This window comes from Chitinimonas prasina (genome assembly GCF_030160395.1).
Taxonomy (GTDB): Bacteria; Pseudomonadota; Gammaproteobacteria; order Burkholderiales; family Chitinimonadaceae; genus Chitinimonas; species Chitinimonas prasina.
Genome location: NZ_BSOG01000002.1, coordinates 1189148 through 1207319 on the forward strand (window position 1 = coordinate 1189148; position 18172 = coordinate 1207319).

An 18172-nucleotide genomic window follows, 5' to 3' on the forward strand; every position below is an offset into this window, starting at 1 on the left:
CCCGCAAGGCCGGTTTATTTGGCGCACAAACTAGACGACCGGTCTACTCAAAAGGAAACGCATCATGGCAATCGACAAACTGCTTACCCCGCATATCGTTGGCAAGACCACCCTCCCCAACCGTGTCTGGATGGCCCCACTGACACGCTCGCGTGCCGCCCAGCCAGGCGATCTGCCTGCTGAATTGAATGCCATTTACTATAGCCAGCGCGCCAATGCCGGCCTGACCGTGACCGAGGCCACGCAAATCTCGCAGCAGGGCCAAGGCTATGCCTGGACGCCCGGCATCTATACCGACGAGCAGGAAGCAGGCTGGGCACAGGTGGTCAACCGAGTGCATGCTGCCGGCGGCCATATCTCGCTGCAACTCTGGCATGTGGGCCGCATCTCCCACCACCTGCTGCAGGCCGATGGCCAGGCCCCGGTCGCCCCTTCCGCCATCCAGGCCCAGGGCGCCAAGAGCTTTGTGGTGTTGCCTGATGGCACGCCCAGCAACGAACCCACCGACCTGCCCAGGGCGCTGGAATTGGCTGAGCTGCCCGGCATTGTTGCCGCCTATGTGGCGGGCGCCCGCCGCGCTGTCCGCGCTGGCTTTGACTTTGTCGAAATCCACAGCGCCAACGGCTATCTGCTGAACCAGTTCCTGGATGCCCGTGCCAATCAGCGTACTGATCAGTACGGCGGTAGTATCGAAAATCGTGCCCGCTTTGTTCTGGAGGTGGTGGATGCCATCGTTGCCGCCATCGGTGCCGAAAAGGTTGGCATACGCCTGTCGCCCAATGGCGTGTTTGGTGATATGTCGCCTATCGAAGGCGAAGCCATGGCCATCTACCTGGCCCAGCAACTGCAACAGCGGCATTTGGCCTATCTGCATATAGCTGAACCCGACTGGGCCGGCGGCGAGGCACTGACCGACACCTTCCGCCAGCAACTGCGGGCAGCCTTCAAGGGCACGCTGGTGTTCTGCGGCAGCTATACTGCCGAACGTGCCGAGGCCCTGATACAAGCAGGCACCGCCGATGCCGTAGCCTTTGGCCGCCCCTATATCGCCAACCCGGATCTGGTCCGCCGCTTTACCCTAGGCGCCGAGCTGAATCAGCTGGATCCCGCCACCTTGTATGGCGGCGCTGAGCAAGGCTATACCGACTACCCGGCTCTGGCGGGCTAGCATCAAGCCGGATTGGCCCGCAGCACTCAGCCAACCGGCCGAACAGCCCCTCACCTACCGGCGAGGGGCTTTCTCTTGCTGGCGGCGGGCCCCAACCGCCGGCCGCATCACCCACCTACAGAAACATCCCACCGGACGCCTCTATGCGCTGCCCATTGATCCAGCCGCAGTCATCAGACAGCAAGGCGGCCATCACATGGCCTATGTCATCGGGCATTCCCACCCGCCCCAACGCTGTCTGGCCGGCGATAAACCCATTCACCTCACGGTTGTCACGCACCAGGCCGCCACCAAAATCCGTCTCGATGGCGCCCGGCGCCACCACATTCACGCTGATCCGGCGGGCACCCAGTTCCTTGGCCAGGTAGCGCGTCAGCACTTCCACGGCCCCCTTCATCGCCGCATAGGCGGCATAGCCTGGCAAGGCAAAGCGCGTCAGCCCAGTCGATACATTCAGGATACGGCCGCCGTCAGCCATCAGGGGCAGCAGCGCCTGCGTCAGAAAGAACACGCCCTTGAGCTGTATGTTCATCAGCTGGTCAAACTGCGCCTCGGTCGTCTCGGCAAAACCCACATGGATACCGATCCCCGCATTGTTGAGCAGGTAATCAAAATCCGCCCGGCCCCAGTGCTCGCCCAGGGCAGCGGCCAACCGCTGTGCAAACCCGGCGAAACTGCCACTGTCCGCCACATCCAACGGCAGGGCCACCGCCTGCCCACCCAGGCTATCAATCTCTGCCACCACCGCCTGTGCCTCGTCGGCCTGGCTGCGATAGGTCAGGATCACACCCACGCCCTTCGCCGCCAGCTTGAGTGCTGCATTTCGGCCCAGGCCACGGCTACCACCGGTTACCACTGCGATCTTCGTGCTCATTTGTTTCGCTCCTGCTAAGAGCCTGTTCAAAGTCTTTTCGCCGCGCCGTTCGCAACCTTGCCGGATGAAGGGCAAGGCGCAAGACGCGCAGCAGTACGGGTACCGTCAGCGGCTTGCAACGCCGCCATTCGCAGGCAAGGCTGCGAACCCGAAGGGCCGGCGCGCGGCGAAAAGACTTTGAACAGGCTCTATGGGTTGACTGACAGGCATGCAGCCATGCCTGTAGGGTGACTGCAGTCTATTGCCACCAAGAATACCCATAAACCAGAAAGAAACGATTAGACTGATCGCAGAATACGAACAATCAAGGCAAGCCATGGATCAACTCCACGCCATGCAGGTCTACCTGCGGGTCGCCGAACTCGCCAGTTTCACCCAGGCAGCCGACAGCATGGGTCTGCCCAAGGCCAGCATCTCGTCCGCCGTACAACAACTAGAAAGCCAGTTGGGCACCCGCCTGCTGCACCGCACTACCCGCAAGGTGCAGATGACCCAAGACGGCCAGGCCTACTACGAGCGCTGCCGCGATCTGCTGGCCGATATGGATGAGCTGCAAAGCATGTTCCAGCTCGGTCAGGGCAGCCTTTCAGGCAGGCTCCGGGTCGATATGTCCAGCGGCATCGCCCGGCATATCGTGGTGCCGCGCCTGCCCGAATTCCTGCAAACCCATCCACTGCTGGATATCGAGCTAAGCAGCACAGATCGCCGGGTCGATCTGGTGCGCGAGGGATTCGACTGTGTCCTGCGGATAGGTACGCTGGTCGACTCCAGTCTTATTGCCCGCCCATTGGGACATCTGCGCCTGCTCAATTGCGTCAGCAACAGCTATCTGGCCCGCCACGGCCAGCCCCAGCAGCTGCATGAGCTGGCCCAGCACCAGCTTATCCACTACCTCCCCACACTAGGTGCCAAGGCAACGGGCTTCGAGTACATCGATCCCGCCAGCGGAGAAAACCGCTTCCTACCCATGCCAGGCAAGATATCGGTCAACAATGCCGATGCCTATCTGGCGGCCTGCCTCGCAGGCCTGGGTCTGATACAGGTACCCGAAATCGGCATCCGCGATCACCTTGAGAGCGGAAGCCTGGTCGAGGTCATGCCGCAATATCGGGCCTCTCCCATGCCTGTCTCCCTGCTCTACGCTCATCGCCGCCAGTTACCCAAGCGGGTACACGCCTTCATGACCTGGCTAACCGCCATCCTGCAGCCTTATCTCGATCAACCAGCCCCACCTGCTGACGCCCTGCGCCGATAGAGCAGCATCGCCCATATCCATAAAGCCAGCTCCAGTGCGAATGACCAATGCAGCAGGAAGTTCAGCCACCAGGGCTGATACAGGGCAGGTACAGTGAATAGCGCATAGGGCCTATCTACCCAAGGTGCCAGCCACCAGATATCGCCCACGATGCTATCGAGCAGAATATGGAGCACGCCCCCTAGGCAAAAGATGACGCAGATTGCGGCATACCGGCTGCCTCGTTGCAGCCACTGCCAGGCCAGGGCGACCAACAGCACAGCGAACCAGAACACCGGCCAATGCGAAAAATAGGTGTGATGGTGATGCTGCCTTCCGTCCACCAGGTGGAAGTAAAACATATCAAGATCCGGCGCCAGGGCACCGATAATCCCGAATGCGAGCAAAGCCATGCGGCCCACACCGCTGGCGGCAAACCGCTTAGACAGGTAGTGGGTAGCAATATAGCCCGAGGGGCCATGACCGATAATCATGGAAAACCAAAGATGGATAATAAGGAAACCAGCCTAACACCCCTATCGCCGCATCGCGAAGGCACACCACTCCAGGCAGCAACCATGCATACCCACACCATTCACGTATTTGACACCCTGCCCGCGAGCCCGACAGCGCAGGTCGACCAAGGGCTGGACCTGGCCAATATCGCTGCCGCCCCTTTGCAGGATGTACGTCCGCTTGCATGCTTTGTGCAGTCGGTCGATCAGGTCACCCTGGGTGGCGCCGTGGGTCGGACATGGGGGCTGTGCTGCGAGCTGCAGCAATTGTGGGTTGATCCGGCGCAGCGGCAACAGGGCATCGCCAGTGCCTTGCTGGCCTCATTCGAGGCCCAAGCCCGCCAGCGCGGTTGCCAGCTGTGCTATCTGGAGACTTTCAGCTTCCAGGCACCCGGCTTCTACCAAAAGCAGGGCTATCAGGTGCAGGCCGAGCTGGCGGGGTTTCCCGATGGCATCGTCAAGTATCTGATGAGCAAGGCGCTGCTTGCCTCTTAGCAACGAAGAGCCTGTTTACGATCTTTTCGCCCAGGGGTGAAAAGATCGTAAACAGGCTCTTAGCGGGCTCGTTGCTGCTGTCGATAGTCCCAGGGAGCCTGCGCGCCAGCGCGACCCCACAAACCGCTACCCTGCTGCCGAGCCATCAACTGGGCAGCCTGGTATCGCCCATAAGCCAGTGCTGCCTGCTTGCCACGGGCGTACTGCTCGTAATGCCAAGCGTGCCCGGCCTGCACTTGGGCCAATCCGATATCCACCTCGCCCAGGCTCACCTCGGCAACGCTACGGCCATATTTGTCCTGCCCCTGTAGATTAAGCAACACTTGGCGGCCCAATACCTGCTTGGCCAGCATCAAGCCAGCCACCGTACCATCAGGCTGGGTGGATTCGGGTGCATCGACGTAGGCCAGCCTGACCTTGAGCGTGCTGCCATCCTCCAGCATGACTTCCAGGGTATCGCCATCTGCGACCTTGGTCACCCTGCCACTCAGGGCTTGACCATCAACAGAGCCAGGCGCTTGCTGATCTTGCCAGGCCATCCAGCAGGCGATAGTCAGCGCTGCCAATGCGGTGAGTCGGCCAACCCAGCTGCGGGTCGTGAGCACCCTTAAAAACAGCGGGGCCAGCCTCATGAGCGTATGGCCTTGGGGAACACTGCGCGTAGCAGCAACATGGGCCAGTCGCGCGCAGTCAGCTTGGGGCGATGGCGGAAAACGTCATAGCCGGCTTGTTCTATCTTCCTGAGTATGGCGTCGCCGCCCAGCACCGTCAGCCGTATCTCCAGGCCCAGGCGGCCAGGTAGGGCCATACCTAGCGGCGAGCCGCTGCGCAGCATGCGACGGGTACGGTCTACCTGAAAGGCCATCAGCGCACGCCAGTTTTCATCTACCCTGCCCTCGGCAATCTGGGCTTCACTGACGCCAAAACGGGCCAGCTCGTCCTGCGGCAGGTAGACCCTGTCTTTCTGCCAGTCTATGGCCACGTCCTGCCAGAAATTGATCAATTGCAGGGCCGCACAGATACCATCGGACCAAGCCAGGTTCTTGACGCTGGCACGACCGGCCAGATGCAGCACGATGCGGCCCACCGGGTTGGCAGAGCGGCGGCAATACTGCATGACCTCGCCAAAGTCGGCGAAACGGGTCTTGACCACATCCTGGGCAAACGCATCCACCAGATCACGAAACAGTTGCAGCGGCACCTGGTGCGGGGTGATGACCTGGTCGCGCAGGTCGCGGAACAGGGTGTGCTGGGGCTCTCTGCCGGCTTGCAGGCCATCCAGTTCGGCCAGGTAGCCATTCAGCAGCGTCAGGCGTTCTGCCGGGCTGAGATCGCCTTCATCGGCAAAATCGTCTGCCGTGCGGGCGTAGCGATAGACGATGGCCACCGGCCTGCGCATTGCCTTGGGCAGCAGCAGGGAGGCGACCGGGAAATTCTCGTAATGATCTATGGCGTAGTTGTCTGGCATGGCGCCGGATTATACGGCGCTCGCCCGCAAAGCTTGTGCTCGCCATGCATGGCAAGCCAAATTTTTCGCCCGCCAGACCTTAGGCCTGTTAAGCGTAGGTATCGATCTTGCCGCGATGCTGGGAAATCTGCGCGGCGATCTGGTTTTTTTCCTGCAGGCGCTCGACACCCTGCTGCGCAACGGCCATCTTCTTGCGGTCCAGCCGGTCTACCTGCTGCTGTACATCGTTCATGACCAGCCGCGTACTCTCCTGCAGCGTTTGGGAGAGGTTGGCGCTCATCCCGCGTACTTCGCTCAATCCTGCCATGGTATGGCTCCTGTCTATGTCATGTCGGCTGTGGGCTCGCCCTGCTGGAAACAGGGCGGCGGTCCTCATTCCGGCTTGATGGCCTGGGCATGGGCAGGACAGCTCTGACTTCACTGTAATGCTTGAACAGGGCGGGCAGCAAATGTCGCGGATATGCGGTAAACGTTTGTGATGGGCGCGGGTCCTGAATGACTTGCGCCGCTAACAGGCGCAAGGACTACTTCCGCGTTACCACCACACCGCTGGCAACGATCAACCCCATGGCCAGCCAGCTGGAAAGGTCATGGGCGTCCCCCCAGATCAGCATGCCGAACAAGCTGGAGCACAGCACCGTGGCATAAGCCAGGCTGGCCACCACCAGGGTACGCCCACGGCTGTAGGCCCGGGTCATGGCCAATTGCGCCAGCGTGGCGCAAGCGCCCATGCCCAGCACGATCCAGATATTGCTCCAGGTCAGCGGGCTGAAGCGATCAAAAAGCATCCAGCCACCTGCAGCGACGGTGGCGATCAGCGAGAAATAGAACACCGTACGCCATTCGGGCTCACCCGCCTCGCCCAGCATGCGTACATTCAAATAGGCAATGCCCGCCCCTAAGCCCGAGCACAGGCCTAATAACCCGGCCAGCCATTGGTCTCGCTCGAACGTAGGCTGCAGCAGGATGACGGTACCGGCAAACCCCAGCAACAGGCCGCCGAACAGCTGCCAGGATGGCCGCTCGTGCAGCCACAGGGTGGTCAACAAGCCCAGGAACAGCGGTGAGGTGTAGTTGAGGGTGACCGCCGTGGCCAGCGGCAGGTGGGCAATGGCGTAGAAATACAGCATCAGGGAAATGGTGCCGGCAATCGCTCGGGTGAACTGCTTGCCCAGCACCGGGGTTGCCAGCGAGCCACCACGTAGCAGCACCACGCCGCCCACCACCAGGAATCCCACGAAACAGCGGTAGAACACCAACTCCGCCGTACTGAAGTGCGCCGCACCCAGCTTGACGAACACACCCATGCAGGCGAACAGGACCGAGGCGACCAGCATCCAGAACGGGCCGGAATGGAGTAAGGCGTGTGGCAATCGAGACATGGCGCAGATTCTACCGGTGCCTACCCGGTTACAGCCGCTCGCGGGCAAATATATGGCCCGCCACAGGGCTCAAGCGCTGGCTGCAACCAAGCGAATTCCGGTGACGCTACGGAAAAGGGCTGAGGGAATGGATTGCCGCCAGGGATGGCGCGTGCCTGGTTCCCATGACTACCGTCACATGCCTAGGTCACGGCAGCGCTCAAACCTTCAGCAACAGCGCGCCCGACAGCAGCTTCATCAGCTCGCCCTGGCGATGGGTGCCTGTCTTCCAGAACATGGATTTCAACTGAGTACGGACAGTGGAAACCTGTACCTGCAGTCGCTCTGCCGATTCAGCAGGAGTCCACCCCTCCAGCAGCAAGGCCGCCAGCCGGCATTCGGCGGGCGACAGGCCATAGAGGGCCGCCAGCACATCCAGCGGCTGGGCATCGCTGGCGCTGGGGTCATGGGCCATCAGCAGCACCAGCGGGCGCTGTGAATCCGCCACCAGTGGCGAGCCCGCCGGCAGCGGGGCCACCAGCACGGTCAGACGGCCGCCGTCCTGCCGCTCCAGTGCCAGTGCGCCACTCTGCGCCGTGCGCGAGGTAGCCTGGGTCAGCAAGGACGTGAGGCGGGCATGTACGGCCGGCGCATCAGCCAGCAGGCGGCCCTGGCGCACCGCCATCCCCGGCAAGCCACCTTCATCGGCTGCATGGTTGGCAAACAGTACCCTGCCATCCCCATCCAGCACCCATATGGGCGCTGCCAGCCTGTCCAGCGCCTGCCGCGCCACAGCGGCCTGCATGCGCAGGCGCGAGAACTCGGTAGATAGCCGGCAAGCCAGCTCCAGATGTGGCGAGAGCCGGGTCAGCAGTTCGGTGTCGCTATCGCTGAATGGTTCGGCATCCGGGCCGCGCTGAAAACCGATCAGCGCCTCGATCCGTCCATCGTCAAATGCGCGGGTGCCAATAAGCCGGCGCAAGCCGTTGGGCAGCATATAGCGCTGGAAAAATTCATTCTTCGCCACAAACGCATCATCGAAATGCTGGTGCTCCGCCACCCACTCACCCACTGGCGTACGGTTGACGATCATCGTCCACGGGTCCATCGCCACATAGCGTTCGGCATAGTTGGCAAGCGATTGTTCGCTGTGGCCAAAGCTATGCCACTGCCTGGGCTTGCTGGCGTGCTTGTCACGCAGGTAGAAGCCACCCGAGGTTGCGTCGATAGCCTCGCCTATACGGCGAAGCAGATGATCCCATTTGGTGGGCTCAAGGACGACTGCATGTATGGAAGTAACCAGAAGATCGTATTGTCGGATTTTGAGTTCAGCCATGTTTCCGCTCCCTGGGCGGACAGGGCGTTTTAATTGTGAACCGCATTCTCTACAAGCCAACGCTCATATACAAGCATTTATGCGCGCTATCCACCATATGGATGATGACGGCGTTGCATGGCGGACCTTATATTGGACTTATCCGCCCGAGGAGGAGGAAATCTCGGGAGGGGGGGGAAAACCACTCCCGGCTCGTGTGCAAACGCGAGTCACGTAGCAAGTTTTGGTGGTTGATCGGGTAAAGTCAAAGAAAATCCGGCAAATACCGTCAAAACGCATAAAACAGCGGGCAATCTACGGGTTGCCCGCAATCACTTGGTTGTCCCAAGCGTCATACAACACAGGCCAGCAATATGCTGGCCTGTTTGCTTGCATCACGCACCTACCGGCTTTGCTAGGTTGCCACACTGGCAGCACGGTCCGCCTGGCGGGGCAGCGTGAAATAGAAGGTGGCCCCCTGGTTGAGCGCGCCCTTGGCCCAGACGCGCCCATTGTGGCGGTTGACGATGCGCTGCACGATGGCCAGGCCCACGCCATTCCCCTCAAACTCCTGCGGGCTGTGCAAGCGCTGGAAGGCGCCGAACAGCTTGTCTGCATAGGCCATGTCAAAACCGGCGCCATTGTCAGAGACATAAAAGGCATTCTGGCCATCAATATGGGTGGCGCCGAACTTGATCTCGCCATTGAGCGTCTTGGCGGTGAACTTCCAGGCATTGGCCAGCAGGTTCTGCAGGGCCACGCGCACCAGCTTGGGGTCGGCATCGGTGATCAGGTTGGGCATGATATTGATCGACACCTCGCGGCTAGGGTCGGCCAGTTTCAGGTCCTGGGTAATCTCGGTTGCAATCTCCGACAGGTTCACCGGCTGGGTGTTCACCTCGCTGCGCGTCAGCTTGGAGAGGTTGAGCAGGTCATCAATCAGGTTGGACATATTCTGGGTGGCCCGCCGTATCCGGCCCAGGTACTGCCTGCCGGCGTCATCAAGCTTGTCGGCATAGTCCTCCAGCAGCACCTGCGAGAAGCCGTCCACGCTGCGCAACGGTGCCCGCAGGTCATGCGAGACCGAATACGAGAACGCCTCCAGTTCCTTGTTGGCAGCCGCCAGCGCCTTTGTGCGCTGCTCCACCAGCTCCTCCAGGTGATTGCGGTAGTGGTTCAACTCGATCTCGGTTGACTTACGCGCCGAGATATCAATCAGGTAGCCCTGCAGGTGGCGCTCTCCGGCTTCATCGGGAATCGCAGTCGCCACCAGCATCACCCACACCGACTTGCCATCCGAGCCCAGCATGCGGCACTCGAATTCGATGGTGTTGTCCTTGTCCTGGGTCTCGGTAAACAGCTTGTAGGCCAGGTGCCTGTCATCCTGGTGCAGATAGCTGGTGAGAAAGCCCTCGCTGTACCAGATGTGCAGCGGATACCCCAACAGGGTCTCCGCCTGCGGACCGATATAGGTAAAGCGCCACTCGGCCGGATTGGCCTCCCACGGCACCACATTGGTCGATTCCACCAAGCGCCGATAGCGGTCTTCACTGGCGCGCAGGGCGTGCTCGATCTGCTTGCGCTGCAGGATGTCGGCTTCCAGTTCCTTGTTCTTGCTTTCCAGCTCACCAAACAGGCTATGCAGCGATTGCCGGGTAATTTCCAGGCTCTGCCCCAGCTTGCCTATCTCGTCCTGCCGCTTCCACTCAAACGGGGTCGAAAGATCACGCCGTGCCAGGCGTATGGATTCAGACATCAAGCGCTGCAGCGGGTTGAGCACGCGCTTTTGCAGTATGACCAGGATAAACGCCAGGCTGGCAATCAGCTGGATGGCAGCAGTAACGAAGTAATAGCGCTGGTACTGGTGGATGGAGGCCAGCGCCGTACCATCGTCCATCTCCACCGTCACCTTGCCGATATCGTTGCCTTGCTTGGTGACATTCTGCGACAGCGTCTTGAGCTTGCCCTGGCGGCGCTCTGGACTGTTTTTCTCCAGGAAGGTACCCAGGGTGGCGTCCTGCACGATGACCCGGACTATGCGCTCGTCACTCATCACCGATTCGAGTAGCGGCTTGCCGGTATCGGGGGACAGGTTCCAGAGCGGCTCCTGCATGCCCAGCACCAGAATCTCGGTGATGCGGTTGTGATCCTCGCTCAGCCGCTTGATCAGGGAATCCTCCTGTCTTTGCAGGGTCAGATAGCTGATAAAGATGCCAGGCACCAGCAAGCCAGCCAGGATCGCAAGAACGACGGCTCGGCGTAGCGTTAGTGTCATGTATGAGGTCCCCGATATTCTTGTTGATTCATGCTGCACTTGCGGCCGATAGAGGGGCTGCCGGATAGTAAGGCGAGTCTGGCAATCATGTTAGCTGTGCCTGGCGATCGGCAACAAGGCCAATCTGGCCGAGCCAATCTGGCCGAGCCAATCTGGCCGAACAAGCCAACATTGCCACGCCCTCCGCCCGGAAGACATGGCAAACTTGCCGACATAGCCTGCAAGCGCAGCCGCTACTTAGTTATTATTAGGCCCGCTACAGCGGCGATGCAAACGCCATCGCTTGCCCTGCCTGATATTGGCGCCAAGGAGAAACGGTTGAAAGTCATCATTCTGGGGGCCGGCATCACCGGTGTCAGTTCCGCCTGGTTCTTGCGCGAGGCCGGCTTTGACGTCACGGTCATCGACAGGCAGCCCGAAGCTGCGCTGGAGACCAGCTTTGCCAACGGCGGCCAGATATCGGTATCGCAGTCCGAACCCTGGGCTAACCCCGACGCACCACTGAAGGTGCTCAAATGGCTATGGCGTGATGATTCGCCGCTGCTTTTCCGCCCTAGGCTGGACCCCCGCCAATGGGCCTGGGGACTGCAGTTCCTGCGCGAATGCCTACCCAGCCGCAATGAGCGCAACATCATCCAGATGGTCAACCTGGGTCTCTACAGCCGCGAGACACTGCGGGATCTGCGCGCCAGCACCGGCATCGAATACGACCAATTGAGCCGCGGTATCCTGCAGATATTCTTTGATCAGCAAACTTACGATGCGGCTGCCGAGTCGTCGGCACTGATGCGCCAATACAACTGCCACCGCGATGCCATCACGGCCGAGCGCGCTGTCGAGCTGGAACCGGCTCTGGCTGGGCTGGGCAGCCGACTGGTGGGCGCCATCTATGCCGAAGAAGACGAATCAGGCGACGCCCGCCTGTTTACACAGCGCTTGTCGCAACTGGCCGCCGACAAGGGGGTCGAGTTCCGCTTCAACACCTGCATACGGGCACTGGAAAGCAGCGGTGGCGAAGTCAGCGGTGTGCGTGTTTGCGACAGCGATGGGCAGCAAGAGACACTGCGAGGCGATTACTACCTGGTCTGCCTGGGCAGCTACAGCCCCCTGCTGACCGCCCCCTTGGGCGTGTACCTGCCGGTTTATCCCACCAAGGGCTACTCGGCCACCGTGGCTTTGGAGGACTACGAGGGTGCACCCACCGTCAGCATCACCGATGACGCAATGAAGATGGTCTACACCCGCCTGGGCGACCGGATACGCATCGCTGGCACCGCTGAGCTCAACGGCTACAACACCGAACTCAACGAGGTACGTTGCGAGGCACTGACCAAACGATACTTCTCGCTCTTCCCCAATTCGGCCGACCCCAACTCGGTTCAGTACTGGACGGGCTTGCGCCCATCCACCCCCTCCAACGTCCCCATTATTGGCCGCTCATCGGTGCGCAATCTTTACCTCAACACGGGTCATGGCACTTTGGGCTGGACAGAAGGCCCAGGCTCGGGCCGGGCCATAGCCGAAATCATGTCAGGCAAGCGACCGGAGCTAGACTTCGGCTTTGTGGGACTACAGGCCTGAACCGCCGCTCGGCGGCAGCCGCGACCAAGCCGGCGCTGACATCCTAGACTGATGGGAAATACCTGACTGAGGAGCTATCGATGAAGCCTGCCTTGCTTGGCTTGGTCATTGCGTTGCTTGCCTGGCCGGTGCAGGCCATGGAGGTATTGCTCAATGCCTACCACCTCAAGCCCCCTTACATCGTTGATGCTGATCGCGGCGTCGGCCTCTATTACGACCTGGCCCGCTATCTGAATGAGCGCATCAGCGCCCATCAGTTCAAGACGGTCTACCTGCCACGGCGGCGGCTGGAGAGCGACCTTGAGCTCGGCCGGCTCAAGGGCCTGGTACTGGGCGTGCATCCCATCTGGTTCAAGGACGAAACCCGCACCCGCTACTTTTGGTCACCCGCTTTCATGCAGGACGAGGACGTCGTCGTCTCCCGCACCGACAAGACCATCAACTATGACGGCCCGGACAGCCTCGTAGGCAAGCGCGTCGGGCTGCCCACTGGCTATTACTACTATGGGGTCGATGAGCTGGTCCGCTCCGGCCGCATCATCCGCGAAGATGCCTTCAGCGAGGGGGCCAATCTGGGTAAGCTGGCCCTGGGGCGTATCGATGCCGCCATCGTCAGCCGGCCTACACTGGAGTACTACCTGCGCCACCAACCGGAATGGACCGGGCGCTTCTTTGTGGCCAGCAAACCGCATGATCGCTTCGAGCGCTATATCCTGGTACCCAAGGAATACGCCGAGGTGCTGCCGGATCTCACTGCCGTACTCAGCACTATGGAGCGTGACCCGGTCTGGCGGGCACAGCAGGACGTGTATCGCTAGCAGCCCTGCGCACAAAGAGCCTGCTCACGATCTTTTCGCTGGGGTGAAAAGATCGAGAAGAAGCTCTAACGGGTGGCAACGGACATGACCGCCAGCACATGGCATGTGCTACCGGTCATGACAAACAGATGCCAGATGAAATGCCCGAAACGCACATGGGCATCCAGGGCGAAAAACAACACGCCCACCGTATAGGCCACCCCACCCGCTACCAGCCAGGCAAGGCTATCGGGCGTCAAATGCGCCGCTAGCGACCAGGCTGCGACCAACACCAGCCAGCCCATCAGCAGGTACAGGCCGGTGGAATACAGTGGTCGCCTCAGCAAGCCCATGGCCCGCAGTACCAAGCCGCCTACCGCCAACAACCAGACTCCGCCAAATAGCAGCCAGCCCCAAAGCCCTACTCCAGCCCCAAGGGCAAACGGGGTATAGCTGCCTGCCATGAACAAGGGGATGGCACCGTGATCAAGCTGCAGCAAGCGCTCGCGCCAACGGCACTCCGACACAGCGTGGTAGAGCATGGAGGTGAGATAGACCAGCACCATGGTGACCGAAAAAATGACGGTGCCAACAACCAGTGCGCCATTGCCCTGGCGCAGGCTGGCCACGATCAGCATGGGTGCAGCAACCATCGCAGCGATCAGGCCGATACCATGGCTCAGGCTGTTGGCAATCTCTTCTGGCTGGGTCTGCGTACGATGCGACATGTTCCTGGCGTGCTCGCTTGCCTTTGGCAAAACAATGTCTGCCTGGGCAGCAGCTATGGGTAAGTAAGCGAAACCGGGCGTTGACGCTCATCCTGCGGTTTCATCACGCATCCTAGCTGGCGTATATGACCGTTTTTGTGATGGTCACGCGCAATATGCTGCCCTGCAGAGCCCGGAGGGAGAAAGGCAACCTGTGCCGACGCAGCACCGCAACCGGGTGTGCAACGACGCTATGAAAAGACCTTGGACAGCCTCTCAGCGCCTGAGATGAACTCAAGCATCTGAAAAGATGCAGCTAATTCAAAGTGATGACCCACGCACCCTACAACGTGGACTGCCGTCGCCGAGCGAGGGCGGAGGATGTGGTGTAAACAGCTAAAAGTGCTGTACCGGCTGCCTAGACGCATAGCGCCAGGGTTACCCTGGCGCCTGCACAGCCCGACATCAACTATCAATGACTTAGCTTCATGCTTGAGGCAGACAGCTGACCTCAGGCACCCAGCCAAGCGCGCCGCTCAGCCTGCTTAGCCTTGTCCTCGCCGCTCGCCTTCAAGCCCACGGTCGTAGCTGGTGCACTATCAAGCTTGAGCTTGAACTTGAGCAGCTCGTCGCGGCGGAATGCCAGTACCTCCAGCTTGTCGCCCGGCTTGGCCGTAGCCAGCACAGCGTCCAGATTGGCCTGGTTGGCCTTGAGCCCGTCTATCGCCACCAGCACATCATTGGCCGACAAACCGGCATTCATGGCCGGGCCATCGGTAAACAGATGGGTCAACTTCACTAGGCCGGCATCGGTGCCGGTACGCGCACCCAGCCACACGCCGGTTGGCTTGGCCTTGTCCAGCCAGCCCCCCTTGTCGCCGGCACCCACCTGGGCACGCGCCTGCCATAGCACCCCCACCTGGGCCAGCGCCGTCTCCAGCGGCAACTCCTCGGTGCTGCGCAGCAACAGGTCGAACAGCGGCTTGAGCTTGAGGCCCGTCACTTCCTCCGCCACGGCCTCCCAGCCCTCTTCTGGCACACCAACCGGCTTGCCCTGATAGAAATCGCGGCCATAGCGTTGCCACAGGGCCAGCATCACATCGTCCAGCGATTGCTTGCCTGCAGTTTCCTTGCGGATATGAAGATCGAGGCACATGCCTGCCAGCGCGCCCTTGGTGTAGTAGCTCACCATGCTGTTGGGGGCGTTCTCATCGGGGCGATAGTATTTGATCCAGGTATCGAAGCTGGAATCCTCCAGCGTCTGCACCTGCCGGCCAGGTGAGCGCAACACGCCTGTGATGGTGTGGGAAAGCAGCTCGAGATAGCTATCCACCTCGATCAGGCCAGTACGCACCAGTGTCAGGTCGTCGTAATAGCTGGTCAGCCCCTCGAACGCCCACAGCAGGCGGGAATATGCCTCACCATCAGCCGGGTAAGGTGCGTAGGCCGCAGGCTTGATGCGCTTGACGTTCCAGGTATGGAAATACTCATGGCTAATCAAGCCCAGATACTGACGGTAGCTGCTCTTCATGCCGGTTTCACCCGGTTGCGGCAGGCTGTCGCGGCTGCACATCAGCGCCGTAGAGGCACGGTGCTCCAGGCCACCATAGCCGTCCCCCGAGACAAAGCTCATGAACACATAGCGATCAAAGGGCGCCGGCTCGCCAAACAGCTTGATCTGGTACTCGCAGATGGCCTTGACGTCGCGCGCCAAGCGCTTGGAATCGATCTTGGGCAAACGGCCCGACAGCACGAAATCATGCGGCACTCCACAGGCTTTGAACTGGATAAGGGTGAAGTCACCCAGCTCAACCGGGTGATCGATCAGCTCGTCGTAATTGGCCGCCGTATAGCTGCCAAAGGCAAAGGGCTTGGCCTTGAGGGGCTTGAGCGAGGTGGCCACCCGCCATTCACGGTAGTCCTTGCCTGCTGGCGCCACCAGGTCCACGACCACGGGTGCATCAAGCTGGCCCTCCACCCCGAGGCACAGGCTGGTGCCATTGAAAAAGGCACGGGTCTGGTCCAGGTAGGCGGTACGCACCGACAGGTCAAAGCCGTACACCGTGTAACGCACCGTCAACGGTGCACGGGTAGGGGCTACCTGCCAGCTGCGCTTGTCCAGCTTGGCCATGGGCAGGGAGCCGTGTTCATCAAACGCCTCGATACTGACAATATTCTTGGCAAATTCGCGCACCAGATAGGAGCCCGGTATCCAGACCGGTAATCCCAGCCGCTGACCAGCAGGCTCTGGTTTGTCTATGGTGAGCGTGATTTCAAACAGATGGGCTTCGGGCGAGACGGGTACGATACGGTAGTGAATAGCGGGCTTCATGGCGGCCTGTTTTTGACTGCGGGGGAAAGGCCGGAAGTTTACGCCCTTGTTCGGCAAAGCAAAATCGGCAGATGACAGCATGATGACGATACAACGCCGGTACGCGCTGCAAGTCCAGCCACCCCGGTTAATTTGTAAATATTTTTATTTACTTAATAGCATGTACGTTGCACACTGAAGCCCTGCCCCATCCCACCATCGCCATGAAACACACCCTGCTGATCACCGCGGCCTGCCTGCTGGCCCTGCTTTCCACCATAGGCGCCGCCCTGCCCTACCCCATCCTGCCACCCTTGTTCGCGGCAGGCAGTGTCAATGAGTTCAATCACTTCATGGGGCTGCCGCCCAAGCTGCTGTTCAGCCTGGCGCTGGCCATCAACCCGCTGGGGCTGCTGATCGGTTCCACCTTGCTGGGCCCCCTGTCCGACCGCTATGGACGCCGCCCCGTACTGATCACCACCGCCCTGGGCGCCGCCTTGGGCCACGCCCTCACGGCAGTGGCATTGGTGCTGGAGTCTTATCCACTGTTCATGCTGGCACGCTTTGCCACCGGCCTGCTGGAAGGCAATGGCTCCGTCGCCCGGGCCCTGCTGGCCGACAAGCTGGAGGGTGACCTGCGGGTGCGCGCCTTCTCCTGGTTGAACGGCGCCTTCTACCTGGGCTGGCTGGCCGGGCCATTGCTGGCTGCCGCGACCCTGGGCTGGGGCGTGACAGCTCCCTTCTGGGTGGCCGCCATCGCACTGCTGCTCACCGCGCTGCTGGTAGCGCTGGCCCTGCCGCATGAATCCGCCAGCAAGGCCACCACCTCGTGGTGGCAGGTGGCTCGCCATCAGCATGCACTCAATCTGTTGCGCCACGCCGAGCTACGCACCCTGTTTGCCATACAGCTGGCCTATACCTGCGGCGTCACTGCTTTCTACGAGTTCTATCCGCTCTGGCTGGTGGAGTTCGCCGGCTACGACGCCCGCGGCATAGCCTGGGCCACTGCGGCGCTATGCGGGCTGATGACGGCTACTTCCCTGCTGGCCGGCCGCCCCAGCAGCGCACCGCCGCTGCAACGTGCCAGCCTCTATGCCTATGGCACTGCCGCCACAGTCGCCTTTGTCGCCCTGGCCGATGTCCGTTTCGGCCTGGCTGCCATCGTGCTGTTTGCCATCCCCAACGCCTATTACAACGCCATCGTGCCCGCCTGGTGTGCCGACCGCTTTGGCCACCATGGCCAGGGAGCCGTCATGGGTCTGCTGGCCACCACCTTCTGCCTGGCCAATATACTCATGGCCATGGCCGGTGCTGTGCTGACGCTGATCGATACCCGATTGATCCTGTTGCTGGGTGCCGCCTCCACCACCTGGGCAGCTTGGCGTATCACCCACTGGCGTTTAGCATCCTCGCCAGATGCCGCAGTCCAGACCGTGCAGCCATGAATACCGCCGATCAAATCCTCTTCCTGCTCAAGACCCGGGGTCCGCAAACTGCTCAGCAACTGGCGGCCATGCTCGATCTCACCTCCATGGGTGCCCGCCGCCACCTGGAAGGCTGGCAGGAGAAAGGCCTGCTCAGCAGCGAGGACCGCGCCGACAAGGTAGGCCGGCCAGCCCGCTACTGGCTGCTGACCGAGACCGGCCACGCCCGCTTCCCGGACCGCCACGCCGACCTGACCTTACAACTGCTGGAGCAGGTGCGCAGCCTGTTCGGCGAGGCCGGGCTGGACAAGCTGATCAGCGCCCGCGAAACCAGTAGCGAAGCCCTTTACCGTGAGCGACTGGCCAATAGCCCAACGCTGGACGACAAGGTAGCCCACCTGGCCCAGGCCCGTGACGAGGAAGGCTATATGGCCGAAGTCCAGCCTGCGGCCGATGGCAGCCTGCTGCTGATAGAGAACCATTGCCCCATCTGCGCTGCGGCACGCGTATGCCAGGGCTTCTGCCGCTCCGAGCTGGAGGTATTCCAGCGGGTGCTGGGGCCAGATTGCACGGTGGAGCGCGCCGAACACGCCCTGGCGGGTGCCCGCCGCTGTGTCTACCTGATCAAACCTGTGTGAGTATCTGCC

17 protein-coding genes are annotated in these 18172 nt (G+C 61.1%); 7 read left to right on the forward strand and 10 right to left on the reverse strand.

Going from position 1 to position 18172, the window contains the following annotated elements:
* Nucleotides 1-64 precede the first annotated feature (64 nt).
* Nucleotides 65-1168, forward strand: a complete 1104-nt coding sequence (locus tag QQK16_RS12510) for an alkene reductase (RefSeq protein WP_284196802.1) — start codon at nt 65-67, stop codon at nt 1166-1168.
* 115 nt (nt 1169-1283) lie between these two features.
* Here QQK16_RS12510 and QQK16_RS12515 read toward each other — a convergent pair whose 3' ends face one another.
* The gene (locus QQK16_RS12515; protein WP_284196803.1) at nt 1284-2042 is read right to left on the reverse strand and encodes an SDR family NAD(P)-dependent oxidoreductase; all 759 of its coding nucleotides are present in this window, start codon (nt 2040-2042) and stop codon (nt 1284-1286) included.
* A 316-nt stretch (nt 2043-2358) separates the two neighbouring features.
* Here QQK16_RS12515 and QQK16_RS12520 point away from each other — a divergent pair, with 316 nt between their 5' ends.
* Nucleotides 2359-3297 (forward strand): LysR family transcriptional regulator, encoded by a 939-nt coding sequence (locus QQK16_RS12520; protein WP_284196804.1) that lies wholly within the window; start codon nt 2359-2361, stop codon nt 3295-3297.
* On the opposite strand, the gene QQK16_RS12525 is transcribed toward QQK16_RS12520, so the two are convergent.
* On the reverse strand, nt 3261-3770 hold the full coding sequence (locus tag QQK16_RS12525) for a metal-dependent hydrolase (RefSeq protein ID WP_284196805.1): 510 nt from the start codon (nt 3768-3770) through the stop codon (nt 3261-3263). The genes QQK16_RS12520 and QQK16_RS12525 overlap by 37 nt on opposite strands.
* Nucleotides 3771-3854: 84 nt before the next feature.
* On the opposite strand from QQK16_RS12525, the gene QQK16_RS12530 reads away from it, so the two are divergent.
* Nucleotides 3855-4286: a GNAT family N-acetyltransferase gene (locus QQK16_RS12530; protein ID WP_284196806.1), complete on the forward strand. Its 432-nt coding sequence runs from the start codon at nt 3855-3857 to the stop codon at nt 4284-4286.
* A gap of 59 nt (nt 4287-4345) precedes the next feature.
* Here the strand turns inward: QQK16_RS12530 and QQK16_RS12535 are convergent, their stop codons facing one another.
* The 6 genes from QQK16_RS12535 to QQK16_RS12560 all read right to left on the reverse strand — a co-directional run bounded on the left by QQK16_RS12535 (nt 4346) and on the right by QQK16_RS12560 (nt 10705).
* Nucleotides 4346-4918, reverse strand: coding sequence for a thermonuclease family protein (locus QQK16_RS12535; protein ID WP_284196807.1), 573 nt, complete (start codon nt 4916-4918; stop codon nt 4346-4348).
* Nucleotides 4915-5754, reverse strand: a complete 840-nt coding sequence (gene hpnC, locus QQK16_RS12540) for a squalene synthase HpnC (RefSeq protein ID WP_284196808.1) — start codon at nt 5752-5754, stop codon at nt 4915-4917. The genes QQK16_RS12535 and hpnC overlap by 4 nt, the downstream gene beginning before the upstream one ends.
* An 88-nt stretch (nt 5755-5842) precedes the next feature.
* A complete protein-coding gene (locus tag QQK16_RS12545; RefSeq protein ID WP_284196809.1) occupies nt 5843-6061 on the reverse strand; it encodes a hypothetical protein in 219 nt (72 codons plus the stop codon).
* A gap of 217 nt (nt 6062-6278) precedes the next feature.
* On the reverse strand, nt 6279-7136 hold the full coding sequence (locus QQK16_RS12550) for a DMT family transporter (protein ID WP_284196810.1): 858 nt from the start codon (nt 7134-7136) through the stop codon (nt 6279-6281).
* A gap of 199 nt (nt 7137-7335) precedes the next feature.
* Nucleotides 7336-8451, reverse strand: a complete 1116-nt coding sequence (locus QQK16_RS12555; protein ID WP_284196811.1) for a helix-turn-helix transcriptional regulator — start codon at nt 8449-8451, stop codon at nt 7336-7338.
* A gap of 394 nt (nt 8452-8845) precedes the next feature.
* Nucleotides 8846-10705, reverse strand: a complete 1860-nt coding sequence (locus tag QQK16_RS12560; RefSeq protein WP_284196812.1) for an ATP-binding protein — start codon at nt 10703-10705, stop codon at nt 8846-8848.
* Nucleotides 10706-11023: 318 nt separating this feature from the next.
* On the opposite strand from QQK16_RS12560, the gene QQK16_RS12565 reads away from it, so the two are divergent.
* Nucleotides 11024-12286: a D-amino acid dehydrogenase gene (locus QQK16_RS12565; RefSeq protein WP_284196813.1), complete on the forward strand. Its 1263-nt coding sequence runs from the start codon at nt 11024-11026 to the stop codon at nt 12284-12286.
* Nucleotides 12287-12366: 80 nt separating this feature from the next.
* The gene (locus tag QQK16_RS12570) at nt 12367-13104 is read left to right on the forward strand and encodes a substrate-binding periplasmic protein (RefSeq protein WP_284196814.1); all 738 of its coding nucleotides are present in this window, start codon (nt 12367-12369) and stop codon (nt 13102-13104) included.
* 65 nt (nt 13105-13169) lie between these two features.
* Here QQK16_RS12570 and trhA read toward each other — a convergent pair whose 3' ends face one another.
* Together trhA and QQK16_RS12580 are read right to left on the reverse strand one after the other, a co-directional pair.
* Entirely contained in the window at nt 13170-13811 is a 642-nt protein-coding gene (trhA, locus tag QQK16_RS12575) for a PAQR family membrane homeostasis protein TrhA (RefSeq protein WP_284196815.1), read from the reverse strand.
* Between the two features lie 490 nt (nt 13812-14301).
* Complete coding sequence (locus QQK16_RS12580) at nt 14302-16122, reverse strand: M61 family metallopeptidase (RefSeq protein WP_284196816.1); 1821 nt, start codon at nt 16120-16122, stop codon at nt 14302-14304.
* A gap of 167 nt (nt 16123-16289) precedes the next feature.
* Between QQK16_RS12580 and QQK16_RS12585 the strand changes: the two genes are divergently transcribed.
* Together QQK16_RS12585 and QQK16_RS12590 are read left to right on the forward strand one after the other, a co-directional pair.
* Entirely contained in the window at nt 16290-17546 is a 1257-nt protein-coding gene (locus QQK16_RS12585; RefSeq protein ID WP_308447017.1) for an MFS transporter, read from the forward strand.
* Nucleotides 17543-18163 (forward strand): helix-turn-helix transcriptional regulator, encoded by a 621-nt coding sequence (locus QQK16_RS12590; RefSeq protein WP_284196817.1) that lies wholly within the window; start codon nt 17543-17545, stop codon nt 18161-18163. Before QQK16_RS12585 ends, QQK16_RS12590 begins: the two co-directional genes overlap by 4 nt.
* Nucleotides 18164-18172: the final 9 nt, after the last annotated feature.